This window comes from Curtobacterium sp. GC_Cur_3, from assembly GCF_026544205.1.
Lineage (GTDB): Bacteria > Actinomycetota > Actinomycetes > Actinomycetales > Microbacteriaceae > Curtobacterium.
In genome coordinates, this window is record NZ_JALNUI010000009.1 from 43,648 (window position 1) to 69,544 (window position 25,897).

Sequence of the window (25,897 nt, forward strand, 5' to 3'; positions counted from 1 at the left end):
TGCAACCAAGGCACACGCGATGACTGACACCACCAGCCCCACCCAGCTCCCAACCGACGCGATCCTCGCCGCCGCACAGATCAGCGTGCAGCGCGAAGCGGACGCGCTGACGTCCCTCGCGGCCCAGCTCGACGCATCGTTCGTGCAAGTCGTCCTCGACGTGCTCGCCGTCACCGGCAAGGTCATCACCACCGGTTCCGGTACCTCCGGCGCCGTCGCGTACCGCCTCGCACACCTGCTCTCCGTATCCGGAACGCCCGCGTTCTACCTGCCGTGCCTCGACGCACTCCACGGCAGCCTCGGCGCGGTCACTGCCGACGATTACGTCATCGCCTTCTCCAAAGGCGGACGCTCCGAAGAGCTCAACCAACTCGTCCGCCGCCTCGGTGAACGCGGCATCACCGTCCTCGCCGTCACCGAAACCCCCGACTCGCCATTCGCAGCAGCAGCCGCCCACGTTGCTTCGATCAGCACACAACCGTCGACTGCCGACCCGGGTGAACTGATCGCCATGGGCTCCACCCTCGTCGCCGGCGCTTGGGGTGACGCGCTCGCATCGACGCTGATGCGTCTTCGCGACCACAGTTGGAGTGAAGTCGTCAACATCCACCCTGGCGGCACCGTCGGCCAGCAGACCACTTTCCCTGATGAGCTCACGCTCGAGAACGGAGTCACCCGATGACTCGGACCCTTGTCGCCGGTGTCGACTCGTCGACACAGTCCTGCAAGGTCGAACTCCGCGACCCAGAGACCGGCGCCTTCGTCGCCGGTGGATCCGCTCCGCACCCGCCGGTGTTCCCGCCGACGAGTGAGCAGGACCCGAACGCCTGGTGGGACGCGTTCGTCGCCGCCTTCCGGCAAGCACTGCAGGTCAGTGGCGCTGCCCCCGGAGCGATTCGCGCTATCTCCGTTGCCGCGCAATGCCATGGTCTCGTCGCCCTCGACGCGCACGACCGTGTCATTCGACCAGCGAAGCTGTGGAACGACACGACGTCGACCCCGGAACTGCAGGACCTCCGGCAGCAGCTCGGCGACCGACGCATCGTCGAAGCCGTTGGGACGCTGCCGACCGCAGCGTTCACCATCAGCAAGGTCGCCTGGCTCGCACACCATGAGCCCGAGAACTTCGCTCAGGCACGCACCTTCCTGCTGCCGCACGACTACCTGACGTTCCGGCTCACCGGCGCGAAGATCACCGACCGGTCAGAAGCATCCGGCACCGGCTACTTCAACGCGAACACCAACACGTACCTCCCCGATTTCCTCGCCGCCATCGACGACCACCGCGACTGGTCGCCGCAACTCCCCACCGTCCTCGGTCCTGACGACGCTGCCGGTACCGTCCTCCCCGACGTACTAAGCGAGCTCGGCCTCACCGGCGCCGTCGTTGTCGGTGCGGGCGGCGGCGACCAGCACGCCGCAGCCCTCGGCCTAGGAATCGTCCCCGGCGACGTCGTCTACTCCTTCGGCACCTCCGGCGTTGTCTCCGCACTCAGCCGTACCGCCGTACACGACTACGACGGTGCGGTCGACGGCGTCGCCGACATGACCGACGGCTTCATGCCCCTGTGCTCCACCTTGAACGCTGCGAAAGTCACCGACACGTTCGCTCGCATCCTCGGCGCGGACCACACCGAACTCGCTCGCCTCGCGCTCGCAGCGCCAACGGATCGCACCGGCCCGGTCCTCGCCGCGTTCCTCGACGGTGAGCGCACCCCCGACCGTCCGAACGCCACCGGCACCCTCACCGGCATCACGACGAGTACCAGCCGTGAAGAGATCGCGCGTGCCGCGTTCGAAGGCGTCATCCTTGGCCTCGTCTCCGGTCAGCGGAACCTGGAACGGATGCAGGTCGCTACTGACGGCACCATCCTTGCCGTCGGCGGCGGCTCCCGCTCCGCCGCGTACACGCAGCTGCTCGCCGACGCCCTGCAGCGGCCGGTGCATGTCGCCGATGTCGACGAAGCAACCGCCCGCGGCGCCGCCGTGCAAGCCGCAGCTGTCGCCGCCGGCACCACCGTCGCCGACACCCGAACGGCGTGGACGCCGACGACCCGCATCGCCGCCGAACCGCGGACCGTCGACCGGACGCCGGAAAACGACTACGGCACGGTCGCTGGGCTGACTGCATTGGACCGCCGATGACCGCCCAGCTCCCCGCGGTGGCCGACGCACCCGCGGACGACACCGTCACCGTCGCTGGATGGCACGCCGCCGTCCCGAACGCACTCGCCGGCAGCCTCTACGCCGTCGCACCGGAACTGCGCATGCAGGCAGCGCACGTCCTCGCCGACGCTGACGTCGCCATCCACCTCGACGTCATCATCGATCCCGACGGCGACCAGGTCGGCGTCACCCTCGAGGACCTGCTCAACGTCCGCACCGAAGCACCCGACGCCCGCGTCGACGTGCACATCATCGTCCTCGAACGTGCCGACGCCGCCGCCGACGGTTACGAACAGTCCGCACGCCGTGTCCGCCGCGCGCTCCTCGACACGTTGGCGGTCTCCGCCGTCATCCGCGCCGAACGAGTCTGCGCCAGCCCAGCACTGCTGAACATCGAACCGGCAGCATGGGCCCGCGTTCGCGCATCCGGCGCCGACGTGTGGGCTGAGATCGTGCCCGGCGACGACGGCAATACCCTCCCCGACGGTGTCGACGGTGCCCTCGTCATGTTCATCCGCCCCGGTAGCGTCGACGCCGCCGCCCCCGACCGCCTGCAGGTGATCGCCGACCTGGCACGAAGCATGCCTGTCGGCGCCGACGGTGGCATTACCTCCGAGCTCGCACACCTATGCGTCGAAGCGGGCGCCTCCGTCGTCGTGTCAGGCCGTGCACTGCTATCCACGACCACGACAAGCGCATCCCATCCGAACCACAGAACAGGAGTTCCTCCCATGAGCACCACGATCCCGTCTACTTCTCGTACCAGCGTCCTCACCGGTGCGAAGGAACTCGCCATCGAGGAACGCGCCGTGCCGCAGCCCGCCGCGGACGAGGTCCTCGTCGAGGTCGCCGCCGTCGGCGTCTGCGGATCCGACGTGCACTACTACCGGCACGGCCGTATCGGCGACTTCGTCGTCGACGGGCCCCTCGTCCTCGGCCATGAACTCTCCGGCAGCATCGTCGCCGTCGGCGCGGGCATCGACCAGACCCGTGTCGGTGAGCGTGTCGCCATCGAACCGCAGCGCCCCTGCCACCGCTGCCGTCAGTGCCTCGCCGGCCGGTACAACCTCTGCCCGAACATGGAGTTCTACGCCACCCCGCCGATCGACGGCGCGTTCACCGGGTACGTCACCATCCAGGCCGAGTTCGCACACCCCGTCCCGGACAGCATCTCCGACGAAGCCGCCGCGCTCCTCGAACCGCTCTCCGTCGCCATCACCACGATGCGTAAGGCCGGCATCGTCCCCGGATCCCGTGTCCTCATCGCCGGCGCCGGCCCGATCGGCATCATCTGCGCACAGACCGCCCGCGCATTCGGTGCTGCGGAGATCATCGTCAGCGACCTCGTTCCCGAACGCCGTGAACGCGCCCTGAAGTACGGGGCGACGGCGGTTATCGACCCCGCAGCCACCGATGTCGCCACCGCCGGTCTCTCCGTCGACGCGTTCATCGACGCCAGCGGTGCCCCGCGGGCCGTGTTCTCCGGTATCAAGGCCGTCGGACCTGCTGGCCGCGCCGTCCTCGTCGGCCTCGGCAACTCCGAGATGACGTTGCCCGTCGAGCACATCCAGAACCTCGAGATCATCGTCACCGGTATCTTCCGCTACACCGACACCTGGCCGGCCGGCATCCACCTCGTCGCCACCGGCCAGATCGACCTCGACTCCCTCGTCACCGGACGCTTCGACCTCGACCACGTCGCCGAAGCCCTCGACAGCGACCTCGACCCGGACAGCCTCAAGTCCATCGTCTACCCGACGAAGTAACCCACCCCCAACCTCCTCACCTCGAACCTGGTCCGCACCGCAACGCCGCACGGACCGCACGCATCGAAAGGCATCACATGACCTCCCCATTCAGCCTGCAGGGCCAGACCGCCATCGTCACCGGCGGCAACCAGGGCCTCGGCAAGTCGTTCGCGTTCGGACTCGCCGAAGCTGGCGCACGCGTCGCCATCGTCGGCCGTTCCGCCGAACGCAACGAGCAGGTCGCCGCGGAGGCCGCCGAAGCCGGCTACGAGTTCGTCACCATCACCGCCGACATCACCGACGACGCGCAGGTAACCCGCATGACCGAGGAAGCCCTCGCCGCGTTCGGCAAGATCGACATCCTCGTCAACAACGCCGGCACCTGCTACCACAACGAAGCATTCGCCGTCACTGACGACGAGTGGAGCGACGTGTTCAACCTCAACGTCCGAGCCCTCTGGAAGGCGACCATCGCAGTCGGCGCGCACATGCGCGACGCCGGCTCCGGGTCCATCGTCAACATCGGCAGCATGTCCGGCATCATCGTCAACCGCCCCCAGTGGCAGCCGGCGTACAACGCTTCCAAGGCCGCCGTGCACCACCTGACGAAGTCCCTCGCCGTCGAGTGGGCGAAGTACGGGATCCGCGTCAACGCTCTCGCACCTGGCTACGTGAAGACCGAGATGGCTCCGGTGGACCGTGAGGACTTCAAGCGGTACTGGATCGACGACGCCCCGCAGCAGCGGTTCGCCCTCCCGGAAGAGATCGCACCGAGCGTGGTCTTCCTCGCCAGCAACGCAGCATCATTCATCACCGGTTCAGTGCTCGTCGCTGACGGTGGATACACCGCCGTCTAACGACGACAAGAAGGGAACATCATGACCGACATCCGTCGCGTCGTCGTCAACTCCTTCGACGACATCGAAGTCGAAACCGTCCCCGCTCCCGAGGTCAGCGCCGGCGAGATCCAAGTCCGCAGCACTGTCGTCGGGATCTGCGGCTCCGACATCCACGCCGCTCACGGCCGCCACCCCTTCATGTCGCTGCCGTTCTGGCCCGGCCACGAGGTTGTCGGCGTCGCCGAAGCGGTCGGCGACGGCGTCTCCGACGACATCGTCGGCAAGCGTGTCGTCATCGAACCGAACCTCGCTTGCGGTGTCTGTGACCAGTGCAAGGCCGGCCGCTACAACATCTGCGCCAAGCTCGACGTGTTCGGCTGCCAGACACCCGGTGGCCTCACCGACCGGTTCATCATCCCCGCCGACCGGGTGATCCCCCTCCCGGACGACCTCGACGACACCTGGGCGGCGCTCGTGGAACCGCTTGCCACCCCCGTCCACGCGGTGCGCCGCGCCGGAGACCTCACCGGCAAGCGGGTCGTCGTCGTCGGCGCCGGCCCCATCGGCCTGTTCGTCACCATCGCCGCCCTCGAGGCGGGAGCCGAACGCGTCGTCGTCGCTGACCTCCTCGACAGCAAGCGTGCCCGAGCGGAACGTCTCGGCGCGCACGGATCCTTCGACCCGACCGCTGAGGACGCAGCCGACCAGGCTGTCGCTGCCCTGCAGGGCCGTGCTCACGTCGTGTTCGATTGCGTGTCCCGGGAGTCAACGGTGCACCTTGCCATCGAGGTGCTCGACAAGGGCGGCGCGCTGATGACCATCGGTGTCCCGGCCGGGCCCACGAAGGTCGACCTCGATCTAGTTCAGGACCGCGAGCTCAGCATCACCGGCAACCTCATGTACGTCCGCGAAGACGTCGACCATGCCATCGCCCTCCTGCGCCGCAAGCCGTTCCCCCTGGAGGAAGTCGTCACCGCGACATTCCCACTCGACCAGGCCGCCGAAGCGTTCCACACCTCCGACGACCCGGAACAGGTCAAGGTCCTCGTCACCGTCAGCTGACCAAGCTCCCCACCCGCAACACCTCCTCAGAGCGGGGCGCACTCCGGTGCGCCCCGCTCTCTGACGAAAGAGCGAAACAGTATGAGCACCACACCTACCCCCACCGCCAACATCGGCGTGGTCGGCCTCGCCGTGATGGGTTCGAATCTCGCACGCAACCTCGCGTCGCGTGAGGGCAACACGGTCGCGGTGTACAACCGCACCTACGCCCGCACCGAAGAACTCATCAAGGAGCACGGCGACGCCGGCTTCATCGCGTCCGAGGACATCGACGGCTTCGTCGCCTCGCTCTCGAAGCCGCGCACGGCGATCATCATGGTGCAGGCCGGCAAGGGCACCGACGCGGTCATCTCCCAGCTCGCCGAGAAGTTCGAACCCGGTGACATCATCGTCGACGGCGGCAACGCCAACTTCCACGACACGATCCGGCGTGAGCACGACCTGCGCGAGAAGGGTCTCAACTTCGTCGGCACGGGCATCTCCGGTGGTGAAGAGGGCGCGCTCAAGGGGCCGTCGATCATGCCCGGCGGCTCCAAGGAAGCCTGGGAGACCCTCGGGCCGATCCTGAAGTCGATCGCGGCGGTCGCCGAGGGCGAGCCCTGCGTGACCCACATCGGCACCGACGGCGCCGGGCACTTCGTGAAGATGGTGCACAACGGCATCGAGTACGCCGACATGCAGCTCATCGCCGAGTCCTACGACCTGCTCCGCCGCGTCGGGGGGCTCTCCGTCGAGGACCTGGTCAAGGTGTTCCAGGAGTGGAACGGCGGCGACCTCGAGTCCTACCTCATCGAGATCACCGTCGAGGTCCTGAAGCAGCGCGACGCCGACTCGGGCAAGCCGCTCGTCGACGTCATCCGCGACGAAGCGGGCTCCAAGGGCACCGGCGTGTGGACCGTGCAGAACGCGGTCGGTCTCGGCATCCCGGTCTCCGGCATCGGCGAAGCGGTGTTCGCCCGCGCGGTGTCGTCGAAGCCGTCGCAGCGTGCCGCCGTGCAGCAGGCGTTCCCGGACCGGCCCGACATCGCCGAGGTCCCCGACGGCTTCGAGGACGACGTCCGCGCGGCGCTCTACGCGTCGAAGGTGGTCGCGTACGCCCAGGGCTTCGACCTGATCATCGCCGGGGCCAAGGAGTACGGCTGGGACATCAACCTCGGCAACGTGGCGAAGATCTGGCGCGGTGGCTGCATCATCCGCGCGCAGTTCCTCAACCGCATCGTCGAGGCGTACGACAAGAACCCGGAGCTCGAGTCGCTGCTGGTGGACCCGTACTTCGCGAACGCCGTCGCTGAAGGCGAAGCGGCTTGGCGCCGCATCGTCGGGATCGCCGCCGCGTCGGGGATCCCCGCACCCGGGTTCTCCTCAGCACTGTCCTACTTCGACTCCCTCGCATCCGAGCGGCTCCCCGCCGCGCTGATCCAGGGCCAGCGCGACTTCTTCGGCGCACACACCTACCAGCGCATCGACAAGGACGGCACCTTCCACACGCTGTGGTCCGACGACGACCGCCGCGAAGTCGACCAGGAACCGTCGACCAAGGCAGGCCAGTGATGCTGCCCTCGATCACGGACGTCCTCAGCGAGTTGTCTGACACCCTCGACGGGGTTCAGCACGGGTCTTACCGCCAGGCCCTCGACCTCCTCCGTGACGCACCCAGCAGAGTGCTCGTCAGCGGTCAAGGTCGCAGCGGCATGGTCGCGCAGATGGCGGCTATGCGTCTGATGCACCTCGGCCTCGCAGCGCACGCCGTCGGTGAGCCGACCGCACCACCGGTGCGAGAAGGCGACATCCTGGTCATCATCTCCGGGTCCGGAGAGACACCGATCAGTAATGCGTTCGCCAGCCAGGCGCAGAACGAAGGAGCATCCGTCCTAGCGATCACGAAGGCGCCGACCAGCACCCTCGCACGAGCAGCCGACGTAACCCTTACGGTCGCGCCAATCACGTCGGCACAATTCGCTGGCAGCATGTTCGAGCAAGCTGCGTTGATCCTCCTCGACGTGATCGTCCTCGACCTGAGTGGCGGCGCCACGGACATCTACGCCGAAATGGCTCAACGGCACACCAATCTGCAGTAGGAGTCCGTCGCGCTTCCCGGGGGCAAGCGCGGGTCGCGCCCGGGAAGCAAATTGCCTAGAACGGTTGACGACTCAGCCCTCGACGCCAGCTATCGAGCGGGATTCGATCGAGCGCCCCGGTTATGCAGTCGAGGCTTGGGCTACATCCAGGTCACCTGCCCGCACTTTCGACAGACTCACTACTTGTCGCCAACTTCGCTCGGGGGGTATCGGCGACGCCGCGAGTGTCAGTTAATCTGATCAGAATATTTTGCTGCCGTTCTGCCGGCGCTACGGCGGTCTCAACACCCAATCCTTGCCGGTAGAACCACGCGAGCCGGGTCGTGTTCGTTGAGCCACCAGTTAGCGAGCGGCTAGAAACGATCGGCGCCATGCGGCCACCTAATCCGAGATGTGCTCCGTCCCGGCAGGAAGCTGTGCGGGTCGTCGCAGCGGCCGCCCCGCACAACCGACGGCGAGAAGCCCTACTCCTGCGGTGAAGACCCCGACCCACCCGATGGCATCAGGCACGCTCGTGACGCTTCCGACCGCGCCGGCCGCGAGCACAACGGTTGCGCAAGACGCGTAAGCGACGCCAGCGAACACCGACGCCGCTTTGCCCTGCTCTGCGGGGCTCAGTTCCGCGGCGACCGTGGCCAGTCCAAGGCTGTAGGCAGGGCCTTGACCGAGCCCAGCCACGACCGCACCGATCAGGATCAGGTCCGAGTCAGCTGCACGAAGCGCCCACGCCAGGAGGGCGAACCCGCCAGCCATGAGCGCCACAACATGCCAGGCACGGACGCGTGCGATCTGTCGCCGAACCACTATCTGGCCGATCCACGCCGATGCGAGGAACACGCTGGATGGTAGGACGGCCTGCAGCAGCGTAGCGGAATCGGCCAGACGTCGTTCCTCGGCCGGGATGAGGGCGAGTACGACTCCGGCGGTGGACCAGGCAATCGCTCCCAGGAGGTAGCCCGCCGCCCGATGGCGCCGACGGTAGGGCGACACGGCCCGGTCGTTGGAGCGTGAGGCTGCGTCTGACACAGGAGCGGGTCGCGGAGCGAACCAAATCAGGGGAACGCCGATGAGGACGACGCCGGTGCCGTGGAGCAGATAGCTGAGCAGGAGCGGCCCAGGCAAGAAGGTGCCGATCACCCCACCAACGAGGTTGCCTCCTAGCGAGCCGAGGACTGCGCTGGTGGCGACCATGGTGCGTGCTCGCTCTCCAAGGTGAGCGAGGGCGATGCTCGCGGCCGCACCTGTGGCCAGTCCGACACCGATACCGGAAAGGGCTCGGCCGGCGAAGAGTGCGAGGAGGTGACTGCTCCCGGCGAGGAACGCGGCGTCCGCAAGGAGGGTGGCTCCCAGGGCGAGGAGCAACGTGGCGCGCGGGGTGCCGATCTTGCGCCGACTCGCGACGACCGAGCAGGCCAGCGCCAGGACGAGCGCTGCCAGGTACAAGCTGAACAACGTCCCCTGCAGCAGCGGCGTGAGGTCGAACCGGTAAACGTATTCGGGTTGAAGCGGGTTGGGGAGATTCGCTCCGGCAATCGTTGCGCAGAGGGCCGCGACCGATGTCACCCCAATCGCTTGATCGCGCGTCATACCCGCGTCTTAGGTGACGTTCTCGATGTGGCCTGAGGTCAGGACACGGAGATCGTCGAAAGTGGTCGGAAAGACGGCGTTAGGCGCGCCTGCGGCGACCCAGATGCGTTCGTGGACTGCGAGAGAAGCGTCGATGATGGTCCGGATGGGGCGAAGGTGCCCGATGGGAGATACCCCGCCTATGGCTTGCCCTGTGGTCTCCTTGACGAACGCGGGCGTGGCACGGTCAAGGGCCGCCACGCCGATTCGCTCGGCGAGGGCCTTCGTGTTCACTCGGTGCGCCCCGCTCGTCATGACGAGAATTGGCTCAACACCGGTGGTGAAGATCAAGCTGTTCGCGATCGCGGCCACGGGGCAGTTCAGGGCGGCGGCAGCGTCGTCAGCGGTCCGCGTGGATGCGGCGAGGACGAGCACGTCGGCGGTACGTCCGCTGCTCGTGAGCAGGTCTTGGATGCGTTGCGCGCCAGCGGGAAGCTTCTCGGTCACTGTGTTCCTGTCGGTCGTTCGATGGGGGTTGAGGGCGCCGGCAACGCGCTCCGGAGGTAGACGTCCAAGCCGTCGACCTGTGCCTGGCGGAGGAAGTGCCGCCGGGTCAGGGCACGGGCGGATGCGGTGTTGTCGGGGGACACGCGTGCGGAGAAGTCGGATGTCCCGTAGAGGCTGGGGAGCACATCGAGGCCGTGATCGATGAGGGCGCCGGCCAGGCCTTTGCCCCACTGTTCCGGGGCAACCCAGTAGCCGATCTCGACAGCGGCGTCCCGTCGCGTGGAGACGAACAGGCCGACGGGGCGGCCGTCTTCTTCGGCGATGAACCACCGCACCGCCCCCAGCTCACCGGTGGCGCCGTGCCGAAGAGCGAGCATCGCGCGTTTGCTGATCTGATCGGCGCTCCACGGTTGACCGTCACCGACGAAGCGAGTCACGCGTTCGTCTCGGGCCAGAGTGGCGAAAAAGTCGAGGTCACGTTCCTGGAACGGTCTCAGAATGATCTCCGGCCGGCTCAGGGCGGTGTGTCCGGTCATGCGCTAACCGCCGCGATGGCCTGGAGCTCGACCGTGAGAGTTGGTAGCGCGAGCTGGGTGATGAGAGTGGTCCGGGCGGGCGGGTTCTCCGGCCATCGCGCCCTGAACGCCGACGCCCATGCCGGCAGGTCTTCGGACGATGCGAGGTACGCCTCGACGCGGAGAATGGTGGCGGCGGTGCCGCCCGCGGCCTCGACGATTGCAATCAAGCCGTCGAGTGCACCGTCGATCTGCTCGGTGCTGCTGCGGGTGAGGCCGTGAAGCGCGCTCTCGTCGACGACGCCAGCTGTGTAGATCACGCCGGAATGCACGACCGCTCCGGGAAAGTCGCGAAGCTGACCAGGAACGCGCTGCGCTACGTCCGTCATGACCATGCCTCGTCGAAGCGGGATTGAAGGTCGCCGAGCCGTTCCAGGGGCTCGTTTGCGAACACGAGACGGACGTACCGGTCTCCGGCGGGGCCCCAGCCGGTCATCGGAGTGGCGGCGATGCGTCCTCGCTCGAACAGCCGGTCTGCCGCAGCGTCGACGGTCATCCCCAGGGGGGCCGTGTCGATGAGAAGCGACCAACCGCCGTCGGGTCGGATGACGGGGTAGCCCGTGAGCTGTGTGACGATCTCGTCGCAGCGGGCTTTCCAGGTCGCGGTCGCTCGAGCGACGTCGTCATCAGCGTCCGGCGCGGAGAGCGCGGCGGCGACGGCTTCCTGCGCGATGCCGACCTGGCAGACGACGTTGCTCATGCCCACGAGGTGGATGTCGCGGAGGATCTGGGCGGGTCCGACGACCCAGCCGACTCGCCAGCCGATCATGCGCAGCTCTTTCGATGCAGCGCCGACGGTGATGGTTCGTTCGGCGAGGCCGTCGATCTGAGCGGGGTGGACTCGCTCGCCGTCGTCAAAGCGGATGCGCTCCATTGCGGCGTCGTAGATCAGCCACGCGCTCGACCTCTCTAACGCTCCCGCGAGGGCTTCCCAGTGGGCCCTGCCCAGAACAGAGCCCGTGGGCATGGCCGGGGACATCATCAGCACTGCGGCGGTCTTCGGACTGACAGCTGCGGCCAGCCGCTCCGGGTCCACCTGCCAGCCGTCGGCAGTCGCCTCGAGCGCGACGAAACGGGGCACACCGCCGGCGAGGTGGATGCGGTTCACGAGCCCCGCGTAGATGGGGTCAGCGATGACGACTTCATCGCCCGGCTCCACAAGAGCCAGCAGCGTGTTCAGAATCCCGTTGAGCCCACCCGCGGTGATCAAGCACTCCGTTTCGGGGTCGTAGGCACGACCCGCTGACCGTCCGACATGCGCTGCAGCGGCACGTCGAAGCGAACCTGCGCCTTGGAACGGCAGGTAGCTGTTCGCGCTGTCCTCCTCAACCGCCTCACGTGTCCGGGCGAGTGCGATGGACGGTGGCCGGAGATCGGTGTCGAGGTTCTCGAGACGCAGCATGGAGGGGTCAGCCAGCGCGTCAGCGCGGTCTCCCATAATGTCTACGCCGATACCGGGGATGTGCTGCAAGCGAGAGACGGTCACCACTACCTCCAAGGGTTCTGTTTACAGAACACTAGACTAGAGGCATGCCATCTAACCAGGACGCCGCCTCTGCCGTTTCTGGTGCGATGGCCGCTGCAGTCGGTCGGCGCATCCGTGATCTCCGACAGTCGCGTGGGGTGTCTCTGACGACCCTTGCCGCGTCTACATCTCTTGGTAAAGGCACCCTGTCCGAGCTGGAACGGGGGCAGCGGAATCCGACGCTTGACACCCTGTTTGCCATCGCGACCGCTTTGGAAGTCCCCTTAAGCATCCTCCTTGCGGAGGGGCCCCTCGAGGGGCCCGCGCGGGATGCCGCGCACGCTCACGGACAGAGCATCGACGCTACGTTGCTCGACCGCTGGGGCGATGATGCTGGCGTGGTGGAGGTGTACCGGATGACCATCGACCAACAAACCCGCGAGTCACTTCCCCATGCACCAGGCGTGAGCGAAACGGTCACCTTGATTGGCGGCGCCATCGAGGTCGGTAACAGCCACGCTTCAGTGCGGCTTGAGGCACCCAACAGCCACTCCTTTGCCGGCGATCATCCCCACGTCTACCGGGGTATCGCGCCGCTATCCGTGGCAGTGCTGGTCATGAAGTACCCCCGGACTGACTCAAGCCCGGGCTAAGCGATCCGCCTTCGAATCATCGCCTACTGGACAGCCGACGAGATGCACCACTCCCCCGGGCTCATGCGGTCGTCCCGTGTCCGGATACGTAGTCCGAAATAGATTCCGCTGATGGTGCCCTAAGTGAGACTGTCCGCATGGACAGCGGATGGCCCCTGAGCTACGCCCGCGTGTCGATGGACGGTCAGCACTTCACGGTGCGGACCGACGCTCTCATCGCGGTCGGCGTAGCGACTGATTGAGTGTTCACCCAAAAAGGTCATGGCGAATACTCGGTGAGATCAGCCGGGGTTCGACTCGGTGCTCGCGGCGCGCCAGCCTGGGGACGCGCTAGTCGTGACGAAGCTCGATCGTCTCGCGCGGTCATTGCGTAACGCGACGGACAGAGGTGAAAAGCTGGCGAGCCGCTGGGCTCGTTTGATCATCGACGGGGCTGTCTGCTCCCCCACGGACCCGGTGAGCCGGTTGCTGTTAGATGCCCTGGGTTTCGTGGCCAAGTTCGAGTCCGACCTGCCCGCTGCGAGGTGAACGACCGTCATCCCTGTGCTTCACCTTGTTCCGAAGACGGCTGCGAGGCCGTGTATGTCGTCGGCGAGCGGCGCCGGCCGTAGCGGGCTCCCCCTGGCTCCCGTCTGCGGCTACCGCTTGTGTATGGAAGTAGTGCTCCAGCTGCTGTCTCTTGTAGCGAATCGCCTGCGCCCTGGTGGTGAGGCGGTTGCGGCTTCGGACGATGGCGCTGCGGTACGTGTTGTCGTCCTGGTGTTGCTCCGGCAAGGAGAACAGCAGGTCGCTGGTCGCCGGCACGCTGAAGTGCAGCGCTTGCCGTTCGGTGGCAACGAGGGCGGCGACGACGTGCTCACGCCGTACAGGTCGTGGATGGTGGCGACGTCGTGTCGGTCGCCTTCGAGGACTGCGGCGATTAGCGCGATGCCAATGCCTGCGCCGTGTGCGTGGTCGATAGTGGTACTCACCCAAGTCGTAATCGCTTTTTTCGAGGTCCTTGTCAGGCCACAAGAGGCGATTGACTGGTGGCACCGGTGTCGCTGGTCAAACCTGTCAGTGTCGACGTGTCTGACCAGCTTCACCAGTCACGCTGGTGAGATGCTACTGGTGGCGAAAGCAGCCGGCCGTCCGAAGTAGTCTCAGATGAACGCCGGCAGGCGCCCAGCGCCCCGAAGGCGGGTCGAACCCCCTTGGTGAGCCCGAGACCCCAACTTGCTGCTGTTCGGTCGATACACGCGAAGTGCCGCTGGCTGGTGACACTGGTGAGACCGGTCAATGCTCACTGGTCTTACCGGCGACGCCAGTCACGCAGGTGTCACCAGTCATGTACCAGCGTCTTTTTCACCGATCAGCAGCGTTCACCGGTGTCACCTTTGACGCCAGTGACGCCGTTTAGCGCAAAACAGTTTCACCAACGTGACAGGTGACGCTGGGGACGCCGGTTAAGATGAGAGGGTGGTGAGTGCAGACGAAGGTACTTACCAGTCAGACCAGCGTCACCAGTCTCACCAGTCAGCGGGGGAGACTCCGATACCCGCGGAGCAGCAGATGTCACTCACCTTGGACCGGTCATCACTTCAACGAGTCGTAGCCGTCATCAACAACAAAGGCGGCGTCGGCAAGACGACGCTCTGCGCCAACATTGGCGGCATCCTCGCAGAGGCGAACTGGCGGGTGCTCATCCTCGAGCTCGACCCACAGGGCAATCTCGGTCTCGACCTCGGGTACCGCCACACCGACGGTGACGACAAGGGGAGCGCGCTGTCGAAGTCGGTCCTGTTCGGTGACACTCTCATCCCGCTGAAGAACGTCCGCCCAAACCTGGACGTCCTGCCCGGGGGAGAGCACATCGAAATCCTCGACAAGGGCATCAGCCCGCGAATGAGCCAGTCCGGCTCCGAGGGCACGGCCGCTCGCCTCAGTCTCGCGAAGTCGCTCGCAGCCATCGGCGACAACTACGACCTCATCCTCCTTGACTGCCCACCAAACATCGACAGCATCCAGATGCTCGCCGTCGCCGCTGCTCGGTACATCCTCATCCCGGCGAAGGCCGACGACGCGAGCATCGACGGCTTACGACTCACCGCTCGACGCCTCGACAAGGTCGTGGACATCAACCCTGAAGTGGACCTCCTCGGCGTCGTGAACTTCGACTCAAGCACCTCTGAAACCAAGGTGCGTCAGGAGTTCTCCGACGACGTCGTCGAGGCCCTTGAAAGCGAGGAGGCGCGGAAGTTCATCTTCACCAGCTACGTCCGCCACTCCGGCGCAACCGCGAAGGCCGCTCGGAAGAAGCGGGTCCTCGTCCACGAACTGGAAAAGAGCGTCCAGAAGCAGGAGAAGTGGTACGAAGCACTCCGTCGTGGTGCCAAGCACATCTCCGCTGGCCCGCAGGCTGCCGGGAACGTCGCTGACAGCCTCTACGCAGTGACGCAGGAACTCACCGCGCGGTTGACGGCCGCTGAGGCAGAGGTTGCAGAGACGGAGGGGTCGCATGTCTGACGACGCTCGAACGATTGCTGGCCCACCGCGGCGGCCGAACAGCGGGGGAGGGGCGGCGTCACTGTTGCGCGCAAACCGCGCGGCTCAGCAGCAGAAGCAGCAGGCGCCGCAAGAACCGACGCGCACCGTGGGCCCACCTCCGCCCGCCCCTCACCGCACGGTGCAGCAGACCATCGCGTCGCCGCCCGAAGCGACAAATACCTTCGACTCCGAGGCCGTGACAGTGGGGGAGCCCTCGCCGTTCTCGCCCGTCGAGCAGGTTCCGCGACCGTCGGATGTTCCCGAGCAACATGTCGCACCGCAGCCGACCGAGCAGACGGTGGCTTCCCCGCCGGTGCAGCCTGCTCCGGTTACGGCCGCTCAGGCGTTGCCGGTGCCGTCGACGCCGTACACGCGGCGTCGTGACGGAGACACGGGGGCGGAACACCCGGACGACATCGTGAAGGTGACGTTTGAGGTTCGACGCGGTGACCGGGACAAGTTCAACAACGCGTTCGCTGCTGCGATGCTCAACGAGGGGTACGTCACCCCGAAGGACATCCTGGTTCGCATCTACATGGACGAGACCAAGCGTCTCGAGGACACGTACAACCACGGGCAACCGTTCCCGCAGCGCCAAAAGCAGGCACCGCGAGGCCGTCCCATCCGCCGGACGGAATGACTCCAGCAGCGGACGCATACCGCGATGTCTGAGGCGCCCCTAGATCAGAAGCATGTATCCGCCCCGTCGACGGCAAGGAACTCTGCGACACGCCGACCAAGTTCCGCCGTGGGTATCTGATCCGCGGCCACGCTGTGGGGGTACCAACTCGGATGGGGGAGCGCCAGGAACAGTGCGCTCTGCCGGGTGGGGCGCACTGACCAAGTCCGCTTCCGCGCGACCACTGCTTCCATCATGCCCCGGAAGGTCCTGATGACCGACACCCTTGCAACCGAGCTGACCCTCATCGATGTGCCCGCTCATACGCCGATCCGCATCGACGAGACCACGGCGCGTCTCGTCAACTACGCAGCGAACCTCGAAGGCGGTGACGAGGACGCCATGGACATCGGCTACTCGGCGCGCATATGGGCTCAGGTGTCCCTCCCGTACCGCAACCCGGGAAACATCCCGTACTGGGAACGGCGAAATGGTTCAGTGTCGCTGATGATGCAGCCGGCGCTGCTGTTGAACGCCGAGACGGGTGAGCGCACCCCCGCGTACCCGTACGGCGTCCTGCCGCGGCAAGCGATGAACTGGATGGCCACCGAGGCTGTCCTGACGCAGAGTAAGCAGCTCGAGCTCGGCCGGTCCATGAAGGCGTTCATGGCGAAGATCGGCCTCGCGCACGGCGGCCGGGACGCGAAGCGCGTCGCGGACGGTCTGCGTCGCCTGTTTGGCGCGAACCTCAGCGTTGAGGGCCTGGAGATTCGCCCAGATGGTCACGGTGAAGCGATCGAGTACTTCCGCATCGCTGACAGTGTCCGCCTCTGGTTCGGAAAGGACGACGTCGAGGACAACGAAGGGCTCTGGCAGTCCACGGTGACCCTCTCGGAACGGTTCTACGACTCAATCGTCTCCTCGCCAGTTCCCATCGACCTCAACGCGATGAAGGCCCTTGGGAAGTCGGCGATGCGCATGGACATCTACCTGTGGCTGACGTACCGCATGTTCTACCTGCGCAAGCCCACTCGGATCAAGTGGAACGACCTCAACCTTCAGTTTGGGGCCCAGTACACGCAGCCGCACAAGTTCAAGGCGGCGTTCGAGGGACACCTCCGAGCCATCAAAATCATCTACCCGGAAGCTCGCGTCGAGCCGACGCCTGAGTACCTGATTCTCCGGCCCTCCAAGCCGCACGTGGAGCCGACCAAGCCGCGACGTGAGGTCGAAGACTAGGCCGAACAGCACCGGAATCCGCGGAGGGGCGCCAGGTGGCGCCCCTCTTCTTCTGCGCAGTGAGGACCAGATACCCACGCCGCCCTTGCTCACCGGCCGCTCTGCCAGCGGCACGTGGGTATCTGGTCCTTCCCCTGACCTGGGCTTGCTGGATCTCAACCCGCGGCGGCGCCAGTCAGGTAGACACCCGTCCCCTACCGAGCAGACGTAAACGCCTGGGTGGGTATCTGGTCCAAAGACGTGGGTATCTGGTCCAAGGACGTGGGCATCTAGTCCAAGGACGTGGGCATCTAGTCCTAGACGTGGGTATCTAGTCCGCGAATGCTCTGGACGATCATGGCCGATGTGTGGGGATCCAGTCCGCTTTCGCTGCCTATGGCGTCAGTCTCGGCGTGGGTATCTAGTCCGAGAACGTGGGTATCTGGTCCCCGCCGGCACCACCTGTCGCGGTTACTCTCACGGGCGGATCGGTGGCGCCGAGACACAGCGTGGGTATCTGGTCCGCAGCACCGCTCGTCGGCCACTCATTTCGATGAGCGACGACCGATGCTGTGTGCGGCGGGGCCCGCTGGAGCGGCGTGGGTATCTGGTCCTCAAACGTGGGTCCTGGTCCTTCGACTGGCGACGACGCGGTGCGTGGGTATCTGGTCCCCTGACTCCAAGTCAGGAGAACGGGCGTACCAGTAATCGGTCTTCATGAGCGGTCCCTTGCGGGCGCATCTGCGGACATCTGGTCCTACTGACACGGCCGATCTTCATGTGGGTATCCAGTCCCCTGGCCGAGTGGTAGCGGGTTGCTTGACCTCGTCGTTCGCAGCTCGTTCGGCCGACCGCGGTCAACGGCGTGGGTATCCAGTCCTCACTCTGCGAGAACCTAGCCACGACACCGTGATGTCGGCGCACCGATTCGGTAGAGACCTTGCCGACAGAGAGAACTCCCCTCAATGGAACAGGTTGAGAGCGGGTACCTGTGGAAAATTCGCCGGAGCTCTGTGGTTGCGTTTGCTCAGCTCTTAGAACAGCTACCGGAGAGAACTACAGGAAGCACTACAGGGGGAGCCGGTTGCCAAGCGCAGGATCCGCATGCCTGTGCCGATCGCCGGGGGAGGGGCCATCGTGACAGTGGACCAGATACCCACGGTTGTAGGACCGAATACCCACGCGGTTCGGACCGGACACCCACGAATGCGGACTGGATACCCACGGAATCAGCGTGGGCATCCAGTCCTCGTCGCTGCTTCCTGTGGAGAACTCCTCGGAAGGTACGACGAAGCGGAGGTGGCCGCTACTTCCGGGGTCCTTCGGCTTCGCTCGAGGTTGAGTCGAATCCTTCGGATGGGCAGACACGGCAGCTCAGTGGTGACCGGCACGTCAATACGGACTGCGGTCCTGCGCTCAGTGCGGCCATGACCGAACTCGCCTACTGTGAAGAAGCGCTGCCGGGCCAGGTAGCGAGCAATCGTCCGGATAGCGGACGTTGCTGCTGGCAGGTCCGCATCGGTGAGCGATGTGGGTTCCGAGTCGTGCATGCTGCTCGCCAAGCAATTTTTCGTGCACGCGTTCATGCGGAGAAAACGGCAATCAGGCGTGCATGCATGCTGTCATGCAGCTAGCTCAAGATCGCGAAGCTGCTGCAGGAGCCCGTCCCTGACGAACCTCATAGCGGCTTGGTGGTCAGCACGCCCGTCGGTTGAGCACGGGTAAGTCGGGTACGCCTCGGGGCCGCCCTGATCATCAACGGATCGGAACATGACGACCTGCGTGGCGGGGGTTCGGTCGCGGCCGGATCTACCGGCCTTGCGGATGAGGTGGTTCTGCCACCAGGCCCAGAGGTCGCGCTCGTCGACGTACTGCTGTTCTCGGCGCTGGAGGATCCCGTCCACTCCGAGCTGCTTGGCCACGTGGGTTCGGAAATCATGGAGTCGCCGGCGCCAACCGGTGGGTGTGGCGATCGCGAGGGTCCAGCGCCGCATACGTGCGAGTGCAGCTCGTGCACGGCCGCGGGGGAGTCCTGCACGCTCAGCGACCACCTCAGGAGCGTGCTCATCCGTGGTCAGGCTTTCGTACACACGGCGGGCTGTGGGTCCGAGTGCTGCGCGGGTGAAGACGTCGTGCCGTCCGGCGTCGAGCCGATCTTCCAGAGCGTCTAAGAAAGCGACTCTCACGTCGAAGAGCTCGGCCGGGGGGCGGGCGGTCACATCGTAAAGTGGCCCGACGTGTTTGGAGGGTGTGGAAAACCGGTCCGTGAGTCGCCAAACGGCCGCGTTGGGGCCGTCTGCCTGGCGCCGGCGGGTGATCCATCCGGCTGCGTAGAGGCGACGGAGCGAGCGGTCGACGGTACTCGAGGGGATGCCGGTGGCGATCGCCACCGACCGGAGTGCGGCGGCGACGTCGCGGGAGCCGGAGCGCAGGGACAGCCAGGCGAGGTAGGTCAGGACGGTGCTGTCGTGCAAGTCCGCCTCGGTGCGGGTCCAGCGGCCCGGGGAGGCGGTAAACGCCTGCAGCATGGCCTCGACGACGTCGGCGATCCCGGTCAGGTCGGTGAGGTCGCGTTGTTCGCGTTCCTCGGGCGCGTGCCTGTACAGCACCGCACGGTCCTGCGCCTTCACCCACTGCCGCTCTAGGCGGGCGGCAGCCTCGGCTGGCTGTCGGGGCTCTCGGCCGCCGGTGGGGCGGTTGCGGGTCCGGTAGTGCTCCATGCCGGGTGCGGTCTTCGCGGCGTGCTCGACGTCGGCGAGGGTCCATTCGGACACCGCGGCCGCGAGCAGGCACAGGTAGCCGGTACGGGACGGGTCGCGGCCGCCGGCGACGGTGGCCATGTGCGCCTCACCCCACGTCGGAAGGGTCCGATGCGCGTGGTGCCGGGCGTCGACGGGTCCGGTGGGGAAGGAGTCCGTGGGATCCACGGTCGGACGGAGCTCGCGGAACGCGGCAGTGACGCGGAGGAGATCTCCAGCAGTCACGGTCGGGGTGCGGAGCACGTCGACGTCGCCGGCGCCGGCCATCACCTCGGACGCGCCACCACGTGCGTGTGGGGTCAGGGGCGGGCGGACGGCGCCCGTGCGGTCGTTGCAGAGCAGACCGTGGTCAAGGGACGGCAGGACAGCTCGGGCGGCGCCGGCGAGCTGCACCATCGTGGCCTTGTCGACCCCGGCGAGGGGCACCCAGACGTGGAAGCCGCCGGTGGGGCTCGAGCGGCACACCACGTGCGGCACCTGTGCGTCACGGAGGATCCGCACCAGTACGCCGAGGTCCTCGGCCGCCTGGTCGAAGTCCTCCGGGGTCTTCGCGTCGAGGTCGAACGCAGCGAACCGGAACCGTCCGTCAAGGCCTGTGAGGTCGATCGTCCACGGCGTCGACGGGGGAGTGTGCCCCGCCGTCGGGAACTTCGACGGATAGCTGTTCGACCGGATCGCCCCGTCAGCCTCCGCGATCATGCGGTTCACGTACCGACGCGGCGCGATCGCGCGCGTCAACGCCCAGGCGGTATCCGGAGAGGACACGCGGGCAGATTCGTACGTGCTGGGCGCAGCAATGTGCGTTACGATGACGTCACCTCCTCCTCTCGGGGTGGTGGTACGACGAAGGCTCCCGGCTCCAACCGGGCTTCTTCTTCGGAACTGTCACGACCTGGACTGTTTGGCGACACGAGCAGGTTGTGAACATGACTTGGGGCTTAGCCCCGGACCCCCGCCTCGTGCGGGGGTTCTGTCGTTTAGGCGGCTGTGTGGGCGGCCTCCCGGGGGTCGTCAAGGATCGGCAGGGCGCCGTACTCAGCGATGAGCTGAGCATGCAGGCGCTCGAGATAGAGCGAGATGCTCAAGTTCCCCGATGCGCGGGCGGCGTCGTGGTAGTCCCGCCCCGTATCCGGGTGCAGTGCGACGTCTCGGATCCGCGCGGCGTCAACACCGCGGGGAAGGCGATTGCGCTTCACACCTGCGTTCGATCCGGTCGTAGGCACGAGCGTGGCGTTAACACGCGGTCTATCGACGGAGGTCGCCGCGGTGTGCCGGATACCGAGGGCTCTCACGTCGTCCGGTGAGCTCTCGGCCTGATACCAGTCAGAAAGCGCGAGAGTGGTCACCGTGCAGACCGATCGTTCCACGCTGACCGCGGATCCAACCCAACCCAGCGCTTTCGAGCAACCCGTGAGAGCACGACGTGGACGAGCGTGGGTCTGGGTGATCTTCGCCGGGGCGGTGGCGGTTGGAGTCATCAACGTGGTTGCCATCGCTCTCGTGGGGTAGGTGGTCGAGCAGTCGGCACGGTTGCAAATTAGCAACTCTGCTGTATCTTTGCAAGAAGCGTACTGAACCGTCGGCTGCTAGCGTTTTCGAGTGGACCCAATGAGCGAATCCTCCGCACAAGCTCTGCACGGAGCGCTTGCAGCTGAGCTGCGCGCTGCGCAGGGCGTCGCGTACGTGAACGTGCGTGCGTGGGCCGAGCGGTCGGAGATCACGCACGACACCATCTACCGCGTTCTCAACGGCAAGCGACCGGTAACCGTCGTGGAGTTGGTTAATCTCTGCCGGGCGATCGGGGATGACCCGCTCGAGCTGGTGGCCCGTGCAGCAAAGCGCGCTGGGCTTGATCTGGGCGACGGCGTCGACGAGATTGTCCGTTCTGACCGCGCCCGGCTCGCGCTAGAGGCGTCCGGGCTCTGGGACAACCTGGACGCGGCGTACACGAAGGCGCGGGCGGCGCTGAGTAAGACCGGACACTTGCTGTCGCTTCGGGAGTGGCGTGCGTTCGTCGATGGTGCTGGATCGCACTCGTTGGTGATCGCTCTGGCTGACTTCCTCGAGGTGCCGGCGGACTACCTCCTGGGGAAGACGCCGGAAGACGAAGCGCAGCGGATCGACGCACAGCTTGGCCTCGCTCGATCGATGCGATCGCTCGGCGTGACGAAGATCGCCGCGCGATCGCTGGACGAACTGGAACCCGAGGAGATGGCCACGGTGGAGTCCGCCATTCGTGCGCTGATCGACAAAGAAGAGGGTCCCCGATCCTAGGGAAGTGAGTGCTCTCCGAAGGGGGAGCGCTGGACGGGAGACATCATGCGAGGACGCCGCCAGGGGCAGGCCGCTCACGAGCCGATTGCTGCGATCGCCGCCGCGCTCGTCTGGAGGACGCCGCTGCCCGATGTGGCGGAGTTCGAGGACCTGTGCAACGCAGTGTCGGCGCTCTACGGCCGGCGGCTGGTCTTCGACGAGATCAAGGACGCCTCGCTCCGCGCAACCACTGGGATCCTGTTCGAGGCGGAAACGTTCACCGGGATCCTCGTACCGGCGGACGACAGCAACTACTACAGCTTCTTGAGTCGAACGCATGAGCTGTGCCATCTGATCGTGCGGAGCGCTCCGGAGGACTGGTTCCCGCCGGGCACCGCACGGCCGCATCAGCCGGCGCCCGACTCGCGTCTGTTCCTCCGCCTCTGCCCTCGGAACAGCTCGGAGTCGAACGACGCAGAGTCAGTGCGAGAAGAGCTGATCGTCGAAGAGATGGCACGCATGTTCACCCGCAGGCTCTCGGCCTACGCCGACACGACGGAAGAGGAGCACTTCGGGTGATCCAGAGCGCATGTCTCCTGATCCTCATCGTCGCTGTCGCGTTCCGCGCCCGGAGGTCGTACCGGAAGCCCGCATGGTGGGCGACCGTGTTCGGCATGGTGTCCCTAGCGACGTACGGCGTAATCGCGGCCCCTCCCGCAGTCCTCGACGGGCTCCTCGGCGACCGGAACCTCCTTACTCCTGTACGCGACGCTTCCGCCGTCGCTGCGATGTGGTCGTTCCACAACGCTGTGGCGGCCGAGCGCGGTTTCGAACGCCAGCGGCTGCCGTGGTGGTCGGTCGTCGCTGCCATCGTCGCGTTCACGATTCCGTTCCTGCTCATCGCGAACCCAGGGCATACCTCCCCGCGGTTCGTGCTCGATCGCCTCGATCAGCCAGCCGTGTGGCTGTTCGCCACCCTCTACACGGCGGTCATGGGGATCATCACCGCGCTCACCATTCGAATGCTGGTGGAGCGCCGCACAATGCCGACGATGTTCTGGGTGACGGGGCTGTCCCTGATGCTCGTCAGCGACGTCGTCGAAGTGCTCTACCTCCTCGTCGCACACTTCGGTCCAGTCTCAGCGGCGTTCCGGGAGCACTACTACTACGTCGCCGAGGTGCCCTTCTTCTCGGGTATCTTCATCGCCGTCGCCGGGTTCATCTGGATTCTCGGCGCACGTGCGTTCTGGTGGGCTGCTGCCCGCTGGACCGTCAGCGTTGACGCCCGCGGCCACGGCCCCGACTACCGAGCGAACCGCGTTGCCCTGGCGACAGCGCGCCGCTGGTCGAACCGTCAGCTTGCGTTCGACTCCGCCGCGAACATCCGCGACCGCGTCAAGGTCGGCCTGCAGGAGCTCTCCGCCGGCGAACGAATCGTGTTCGCGGTCGTTGAACACACGCTGTCCAACAAGCTCGGAGAGGTCACCCCCTGATGCTCGCGCTCATCATCGTGGCCATCGCAGTGGTCGTGCTCGCCGCCGCCTACTGCGCCGCTGTGTTCCTGCTCGCGCGCGCCGTGGTGTTCCCGCAGCGCGCCCGGCCCACCAAGATCGTCCGGGTCAGCCCCAACGGGGACGTGGAGCTCACCAGCATCCCGCTGACGCGTTTCAGCGGGATTCTCGGGCTCCTCCACGACGACGAGACAAAGCTGGCCGTGCTCACGTCTGCCGTCGACGACGACGGCGGCAGCACTGTTGTGCGTCACCTCGCGGAGCCTGCAGCGCTAGAGGCGGGTACCGACGGGCGAGCGGCGGGGAACGTGTTCACTCCGACGAACGTCATGACGACGCCGCCAGCAAGCGTCGAGGTCCACACGGACCACGCTTCCCAGCCCGCGTGGCTGTACGCCGGCACCGGCGCCGAGTCGTCCACGTGGGTCATCCATGTGCACGGGATGCTCGCCGGTCGCGACTCGGCCCTACGGAGCGTCCAAGCAGTATCCGGGGCCGGATACACGTCGCTGGTGATCTCCTATCGAGGCGACCGCGAGGCTGCCGGCGAGACACGCGAGCCCTCAGCACTCGGACAATCCGAGTGGCAGGACCTTGACGCAGCAATCGCGTACGCCCGGTCGCAGGGTGCAGCACGCATCGTCGTCGTCGGTTGGTCGCTCGGCGCAACGGTGGCCCTTGAGGAGACAACACGGGGGCTGCAGGGCGCCTCGATCGACGCGCTGGTGCTCGTGTCTCCCGTTGTGAGCTGGGCACGCACCATCCACTACGGGATGGCCCGACAACGCGTCCCGCGCTGGCTCGCATCGTCAGCCATCGCCCTGCTGTCATCACGGCTCGGTGCGCGCGTGCTGCGCCTGCCACTGACGCTGAGCCTGACGGATGCGCTACCGACGGTGTCCATCCCTACCTTGGTCATCCACTCGACGGGTGACCTGACCACGCCGTTCGCAGCATCTGAGGCATTCGCCGCTAGCTCGGACCGCGTCGTGCTTGAACAATTCCCAGCAAGCCCGCACGCGATGGAATGGAACGCAGCACCGAAGCTCTTCGCCGCTCACGTGAACGACTGGATCGTTGCGAATCTGCGACGAAGTGGTGCCGAAGATGTCAAGTAACCCCTACTAGGGCCAGTTTATTGCGCTGATCTTGCAAATCTGCAACACTCGTGGACATGAGTGGAGCACTGGAGATGCGTTCGAGCCAGGGCTCGCCCGATGCTCCGCGCGCGTGCCTGGTCTGCGGCAGCCAGAAGCTCGGCCCTCGGTTCTGCACCGAGTGCGGCACCGAGCTCGTCCCGCCGGTCATCGTCACGCACGCGGTCGGCCCGATGTGGGCAGTAAACGGCCACGTCCTCACCGTGGCGACGGGGGAGGACCTCCGCCGAACGATCCTTGCTACCGCCGCCGGCATCGCTCAAGCGGCCGCACCGGTTCGCGTGGTCATCACAGATGGGGCGCGAGTAACCAGGGTCGTTCTACGACTCGACGGCAGCTCGGTGGCCGAGGGCGACGACGCTGCGGCCTGGGCAGGCCCGGGCGTACAGCCAGTGGCCCCGACACGGTCGCGACCGTCATTGGTTGGAGTTCACGCCGGCGCCGGTGCCAGCACATGGGCCCTCCTGCTCGACCTCCCGGAGGTGCAGCTCACCGATGAGCCCACCGGTCTGGTCGTGCTCGTCTGCCGCTCGACACCCGCCGGCATCAACGCGACCAAGGCCGCGATCCACGCGCTCGGCACAGACGCCGTTGACGCCGTTCTGGTCGTCGCCGATGCACCCGGCAAGCCCGTCCCGGCCGCCGCACGCGAACAACGCGTGCTTGCCGGCGCCGTACCGGTCGTGTCGGTGCCGTGGCTTCCCCGCCTCCGCGCGGTGGCAGAAATCTCCCCTGCATTGGCCGGGCAGCTAGCCCGACCCGCGCAACGGGTCACCAAGGCGCTCCTGGGGGCGCAGTCGAACAAGGAGAAGGCCGAATGATCAGCAACGCCATCTACGCCGTCGTAGCGAAGTCACCCAAACTCGTCGACGCCAGTAGCCGTGCCGGCATGGTCGTCGCGCAGGCGTACTGCCTGCCCGGGAATGCGCAGGACGCCCTCGACACCGCCACGCTCTGGACCCGCATCGTCGCGATCGCGCTCGGGGTCATCGCGCTCATCATCCTCGGCATCGGCATGTTCTTCTCCGGCAAGCGCCACGATGGCGGGGAAACCCTCAAGGGTCTCGGCTGGTGGATCGGCGGTGCAGCCCTGATCGGCGCGGCCGCGGGGGTGGCTTCGATCTTCCTCGGGTCGGTGTCGGCGAACTGCAAGCAGATCCCCGGCGCATAACCGACACCAACCCCGGGAGGCCGT

The 25,897-nt window shown here is 66.3% G+C and carries 24 protein-coding genes and 1 pseudogene; 18 read left to right on the forward strand and 7 right to left on the reverse strand.

What is annotated here, in order from left to right; translation table 11 throughout:
• Positions 1-19 precede the first annotated feature (19 nt).
• The 7 genes from OXR63_RS06435 to OXR63_RS06465 all read left to right on the forward strand — a co-directional run bounded on the left by OXR63_RS06435 (position 20) and on the right by OXR63_RS06465 (position 7,893).
• Positions 20-682, forward strand: coding sequence for an SIS domain-containing protein (locus OXR63_RS06435; RefSeq protein ID WP_267421102.1), 663 nt, complete (start codon positions 20-22; stop codon positions 680-682).
• Complete coding sequence (xylB, locus tag OXR63_RS06440; protein ID WP_267421103.1) at positions 679-2,145, forward strand: xylulokinase; 1,467 nt, start codon at positions 679-681, stop codon at positions 2,143-2,145. Before OXR63_RS06435 ends, xylB begins: the two co-directional genes overlap by 4 nt.
• A 752-nt stretch (positions 2,146-2,897) precedes the next feature.
• The gene (locus OXR63_RS06445) at positions 2,898-3,932 is read left to right on the forward strand and encodes an NAD(P)-dependent alcohol dehydrogenase (RefSeq protein WP_267421246.1); all 1,035 of its coding nucleotides are present in this window, start codon (positions 2,898-2,900) and stop codon (positions 3,930-3,932) included.
• Between the two features lie 77 nt (positions 3,933-4,009).
• Positions 4,010-4,771 carry an SDR family NAD(P)-dependent oxidoreductase gene (locus tag OXR63_RS06450; RefSeq protein WP_267421104.1) on the forward strand — a complete coding sequence of 254 codons (762 nt, stop codon included), beginning with the start codon at positions 4,010-4,012 and terminating at the stop codon, positions 4,769-4,771.
• A gap of 21 nt (positions 4,772-4,792) precedes the next feature.
• Positions 4,793-5,815, forward strand: coding sequence for a zinc-dependent alcohol dehydrogenase (locus tag OXR63_RS06455; protein ID WP_267421106.1), 1,023 nt, complete (start codon positions 4,793-4,795; stop codon positions 5,813-5,815).
• An 81-nt stretch (positions 5,816-5,896) separates the two neighbouring features.
• Entirely contained in the window at positions 5,897-7,366 is a 1,470-nt protein-coding gene (gene gndA, locus OXR63_RS06460; RefSeq protein WP_267421109.1) for an NADP-dependent phosphogluconate dehydrogenase, read from the forward strand.
• Positions 7,366-7,893: an SIS domain-containing protein gene (locus OXR63_RS06465; protein ID WP_267421112.1), complete on the forward strand. Its 528-nt coding sequence runs from the start codon at positions 7,366-7,368 to the stop codon at positions 7,891-7,893. The genes gndA and OXR63_RS06465 overlap by 1 nt, the downstream gene beginning before the upstream one ends.
• 381 nt (positions 7,894-8,274) lie before the next feature.
• On the opposite strand, the gene OXR63_RS06470 is transcribed toward OXR63_RS06465, so the two are convergent.
• The 5 genes from OXR63_RS06470 to OXR63_RS06490 are packed head-to-tail and all read right to left on the reverse strand — an operon-like array spanning position 8,275 to position 12,012.
• Positions 8,275-9,480 carry an MFS transporter gene (locus OXR63_RS06470; RefSeq protein ID WP_267421114.1) on the reverse strand — a complete coding sequence of 402 codons (1,206 nt, stop codon included), beginning with the start codon at positions 9,478-9,480 and terminating at the stop codon, positions 8,275-8,277.
• Positions 9,481-9,489: 9 nt separating this feature from the next.
• Entirely contained in the window at positions 9,490-9,966 is a 477-nt protein-coding gene (locus OXR63_RS06475) for a YbaK/EbsC family protein (protein ID WP_267421117.1), read from the reverse strand.
• Complete coding sequence (locus OXR63_RS06480; protein WP_267421119.1) at positions 9,963-10,502, reverse strand: GNAT family N-acetyltransferase; 540 nt, start codon at positions 10,500-10,502, stop codon at positions 9,963-9,965. The genes OXR63_RS06475 and OXR63_RS06480 overlap by 4 nt, the downstream gene beginning before the upstream one ends.
• Positions 10,499-10,870 (reverse strand): RidA family protein, encoded by a 372-nt coding sequence (locus OXR63_RS06485; protein ID WP_267421121.1) that lies wholly within the window; start codon positions 10,868-10,870, stop codon positions 10,499-10,501. Before OXR63_RS06485 ends, OXR63_RS06480 begins: the two co-directional genes overlap by 4 nt.
• A complete protein-coding gene (locus OXR63_RS06490; protein ID WP_267421123.1) occupies positions 10,867-12,012 on the reverse strand; it encodes a pyridoxal phosphate-dependent aminotransferase in 1,146 nt (381 codons plus the stop codon). The genes OXR63_RS06485 and OXR63_RS06490 overlap by 4 nt, the downstream gene beginning before the upstream one ends.
• A gap of 59 nt (positions 12,013-12,071) precedes the next feature.
• Here OXR63_RS06490 and OXR63_RS06495 point away from each other — a divergent pair, with 59 nt between their 5' ends.
• From OXR63_RS06495 to OXR63_RS06510, 5 genes and pseudogenes are all read left to right on the forward strand, one after another.
• Positions 12,072-12,659: a helix-turn-helix domain-containing protein gene (locus OXR63_RS06495; protein WP_267421124.1), complete on the forward strand. Its 588-nt coding sequence runs from the start codon at positions 12,072-12,074 to the stop codon at positions 12,657-12,659.
• 294 nt (positions 12,660-12,953) lie between these two features.
• Positions 12,954-13,187, forward strand: a pseudogene (locus OXR63_RS18520) (recombinase family protein); the annotation flags it as partial.
• 1,023 nt (positions 13,188-14,210) lie between these two features.
• Positions 14,211-15,164: a ParA family protein gene (locus OXR63_RS06500; RefSeq protein WP_267421125.1), complete on the forward strand. Its 954-nt coding sequence runs from the start codon at positions 14,211-14,213 to the stop codon at positions 15,162-15,164.
• A gap of 160 nt (positions 15,165-15,324) precedes the next feature.
• Positions 15,325-15,825, forward strand: coding sequence for a ParB family protein (locus OXR63_RS06505; RefSeq protein ID WP_267421126.1), 501 nt, complete (start codon positions 15,325-15,327; stop codon positions 15,823-15,825).
• A gap of 252 nt (positions 15,826-16,077) precedes the next feature.
• Positions 16,078-17,043, forward strand: coding sequence for a replication protein RepA (locus OXR63_RS06510; protein WP_267421127.1), 966 nt, complete (start codon positions 16,078-16,080; stop codon positions 17,041-17,043).
• Between the two features lie 1,601 nt (positions 17,044-18,644).
• Here OXR63_RS06510 and OXR63_RS06515 read toward each other — a convergent pair.
• Together OXR63_RS06515 and OXR63_RS06520 are read right to left on the reverse strand one after the other, a co-directional pair.
• Positions 18,645-19,862: a hypothetical protein gene (locus OXR63_RS06515; protein ID WP_267421130.1), complete on the reverse strand. Its 1,218-nt coding sequence runs from the start codon at positions 19,860-19,862 to the stop codon at positions 18,645-18,647.
• A gap of 896 nt (positions 19,863-20,758) precedes the next feature.
• Complete coding sequence (locus OXR63_RS06520) at positions 20,759-21,127, reverse strand: hypothetical protein (RefSeq protein ID WP_267421131.1); 369 nt, start codon at positions 21,125-21,127, stop codon at positions 20,759-20,761.
• Between the two features lie 262 nt (positions 21,128-21,389).
• On the opposite strand from OXR63_RS06520, the gene OXR63_RS06525 reads away from it, so the two are divergent.
• From OXR63_RS06525 to OXR63_RS06550, 6 genes are all read left to right on the forward strand, one after another.
• On the forward strand, positions 21,390-22,055 hold the full coding sequence (locus tag OXR63_RS06525; protein WP_267421132.1) for a helix-turn-helix domain-containing protein: 666 nt from the start codon (positions 21,390-21,392) through the stop codon (positions 22,053-22,055).
• Between the two features lie 45 nt (positions 22,056-22,100).
• Positions 22,101-22,613, forward strand: coding sequence for a hypothetical protein (locus OXR63_RS06530; protein WP_267421133.1), 513 nt, complete (start codon positions 22,101-22,103; stop codon positions 22,611-22,613).
• 95 nt (positions 22,614-22,708) lie between these two features.
• Positions 22,709-23,527, forward strand: a complete 819-nt coding sequence (locus OXR63_RS06535; RefSeq protein WP_267421247.1) for a hypothetical protein — start codon at positions 22,709-22,711, stop codon at positions 23,525-23,527.
• Positions 23,527-24,663 carry an alpha/beta hydrolase family protein gene (locus OXR63_RS06540; RefSeq protein WP_267421135.1) on the forward strand — a complete coding sequence of 379 codons (1,137 nt, stop codon included), beginning with the start codon at positions 23,527-23,529 and terminating at the stop codon, positions 24,661-24,663. The genes OXR63_RS06535 and OXR63_RS06540 overlap by 1 nt, the downstream gene beginning before the upstream one ends.
• 74 nt (positions 24,664-24,737) lie before the next feature.
• The gene (locus OXR63_RS06545; protein WP_267421136.1) at positions 24,738-25,523 is read left to right on the forward strand and encodes a hypothetical protein; all 786 of its coding nucleotides are present in this window, start codon (positions 24,738-24,740) and stop codon (positions 25,521-25,523) included.
• Positions 25,520-25,873 (forward strand): TrbC/VirB2 family protein, encoded by a 354-nt coding sequence (locus tag OXR63_RS06550; protein WP_267421138.1) that lies wholly within the window; start codon positions 25,520-25,522, stop codon positions 25,871-25,873. The genes OXR63_RS06545 and OXR63_RS06550 overlap by 4 nt, the downstream gene beginning before the upstream one ends.
• Positions 25,874-25,897: the final 24 nt, after the last annotated feature.

Excerpts from the sequence above, each read along its gene's own strand:
- gndA (WP_267421109.1), top strand. The coding sequence starts at position 5,897 with ATGAGCACCACACCTACCCCCACCGCCAACATCGGCGTGGTCGGCCTC.
- OXR63_RS06455 (WP_267421106.1), top strand. The coding sequence starts at position 4,793 with ATGACCGACATCCGTCGCGTCGTCGTCAACTCCTTCGACGACATCGAA.
- OXR63_RS06450 (WP_267421104.1), top strand. The coding sequence starts at position 4,010 with ATGACCTCCCCATTCAGCCTGCAGGGCCAGACCGCCATCGTCACCGGC.
- OXR63_RS06530 (WP_267421133.1), top strand. The coding sequence starts at position 22,101 with ATGCGAGGACGCCGCCAGGGGCAGGCCGCTCACGAGCCGATTGCTGCG.
- OXR63_RS06480 (WP_267421119.1), bottom strand. The coding sequence starts at position 10,502 with ATGACCGGACACACCGCCCTGAGCCGGCCGGAGATCATTCTGAGACCG.
- OXR63_RS06540 (WP_267421135.1), top strand. The coding sequence starts at position 23,527 with ATGCTCGCGCTCATCATCGTGGCCATCGCAGTGGTCGTGCTCGCCGCC.
- OXR63_RS06525 (WP_267421132.1), top strand. The coding sequence starts at position 21,390 with ATGAGCGAATCCTCCGCACAAGCTCTGCACGGAGCGCTTGCAGCTGAG.
- OXR63_RS06465 (WP_267421112.1), top strand. The coding sequence starts at position 7,366 with ATGCTGCCCTCGATCACGGACGTCCTCAGCGAGTTGTCTGACACCCTC.
- OXR63_RS06485 (WP_267421121.1), bottom strand. The coding sequence starts at position 10,870 with ATGACGGACGTAGCGCAGCGCGTTCCTGGTCAGCTTCGCGACTTTCCC.
- OXR63_RS06535 (WP_267421247.1), top strand. The coding sequence starts at position 22,709 with ATGGTGTCCCTAGCGACGTACGGCGTAATCGCGGCCCCTCCCGCAGTC.
- OXR63_RS06495 (WP_267421124.1), top strand. The coding sequence starts at position 12,072 with ATGCCATCTAACCAGGACGCCGCCTCTGCCGTTTCTGGTGCGATGGCC.
- OXR63_RS06515 (WP_267421130.1), bottom strand. The coding sequence starts at position 19,862 with ATGGCCACCGTCGCCGGCGGCCGCGACCCGTCCCGTACCGGCTACCTG.
- OXR63_RS06500 (WP_267421125.1), top strand. The coding sequence starts at position 14,211 with ATGTCACTCACCTTGGACCGGTCATCACTTCAACGAGTCGTAGCCGTC.
- OXR63_RS06435 (WP_267421102.1), top strand. The coding sequence starts at position 20 with ATGACTGACACCACCAGCCCCACCCAGCTCCCAACCGACGCGATCCTC.
- OXR63_RS06510 (WP_267421127.1), top strand. The coding sequence starts at position 16,078 with ATGACCGACACCCTTGCAACCGAGCTGACCCTCATCGATGTGCCCGCT.
- OXR63_RS06545 (WP_267421136.1), top strand. The coding sequence starts at position 24,738 with ATGCGTTCGAGCCAGGGCTCGCCCGATGCTCCGCGCGCGTGCCTGGTC.
- OXR63_RS06445 (WP_267421246.1), top strand. The coding sequence starts at position 2,898 with ATGAGCACCACGATCCCGTCTACTTCTCGTACCAGCGTCCTCACCGGT.
- OXR63_RS06470 (WP_267421114.1), bottom strand. The coding sequence starts at position 9,480 with ATGACGCGCGATCAAGCGATTGGGGTGACATCGGTCGCGGCCCTCTGC.
- OXR63_RS06550 (WP_267421138.1), top strand. The coding sequence starts at position 25,520 with ATGATCAGCAACGCCATCTACGCCGTCGTAGCGAAGTCACCCAAACTC.
- xylB (WP_267421103.1), top strand. The coding sequence starts at position 679 with ATGACTCGGACCCTTGTCGCCGGTGTCGACTCGTCGACACAGTCCTGC.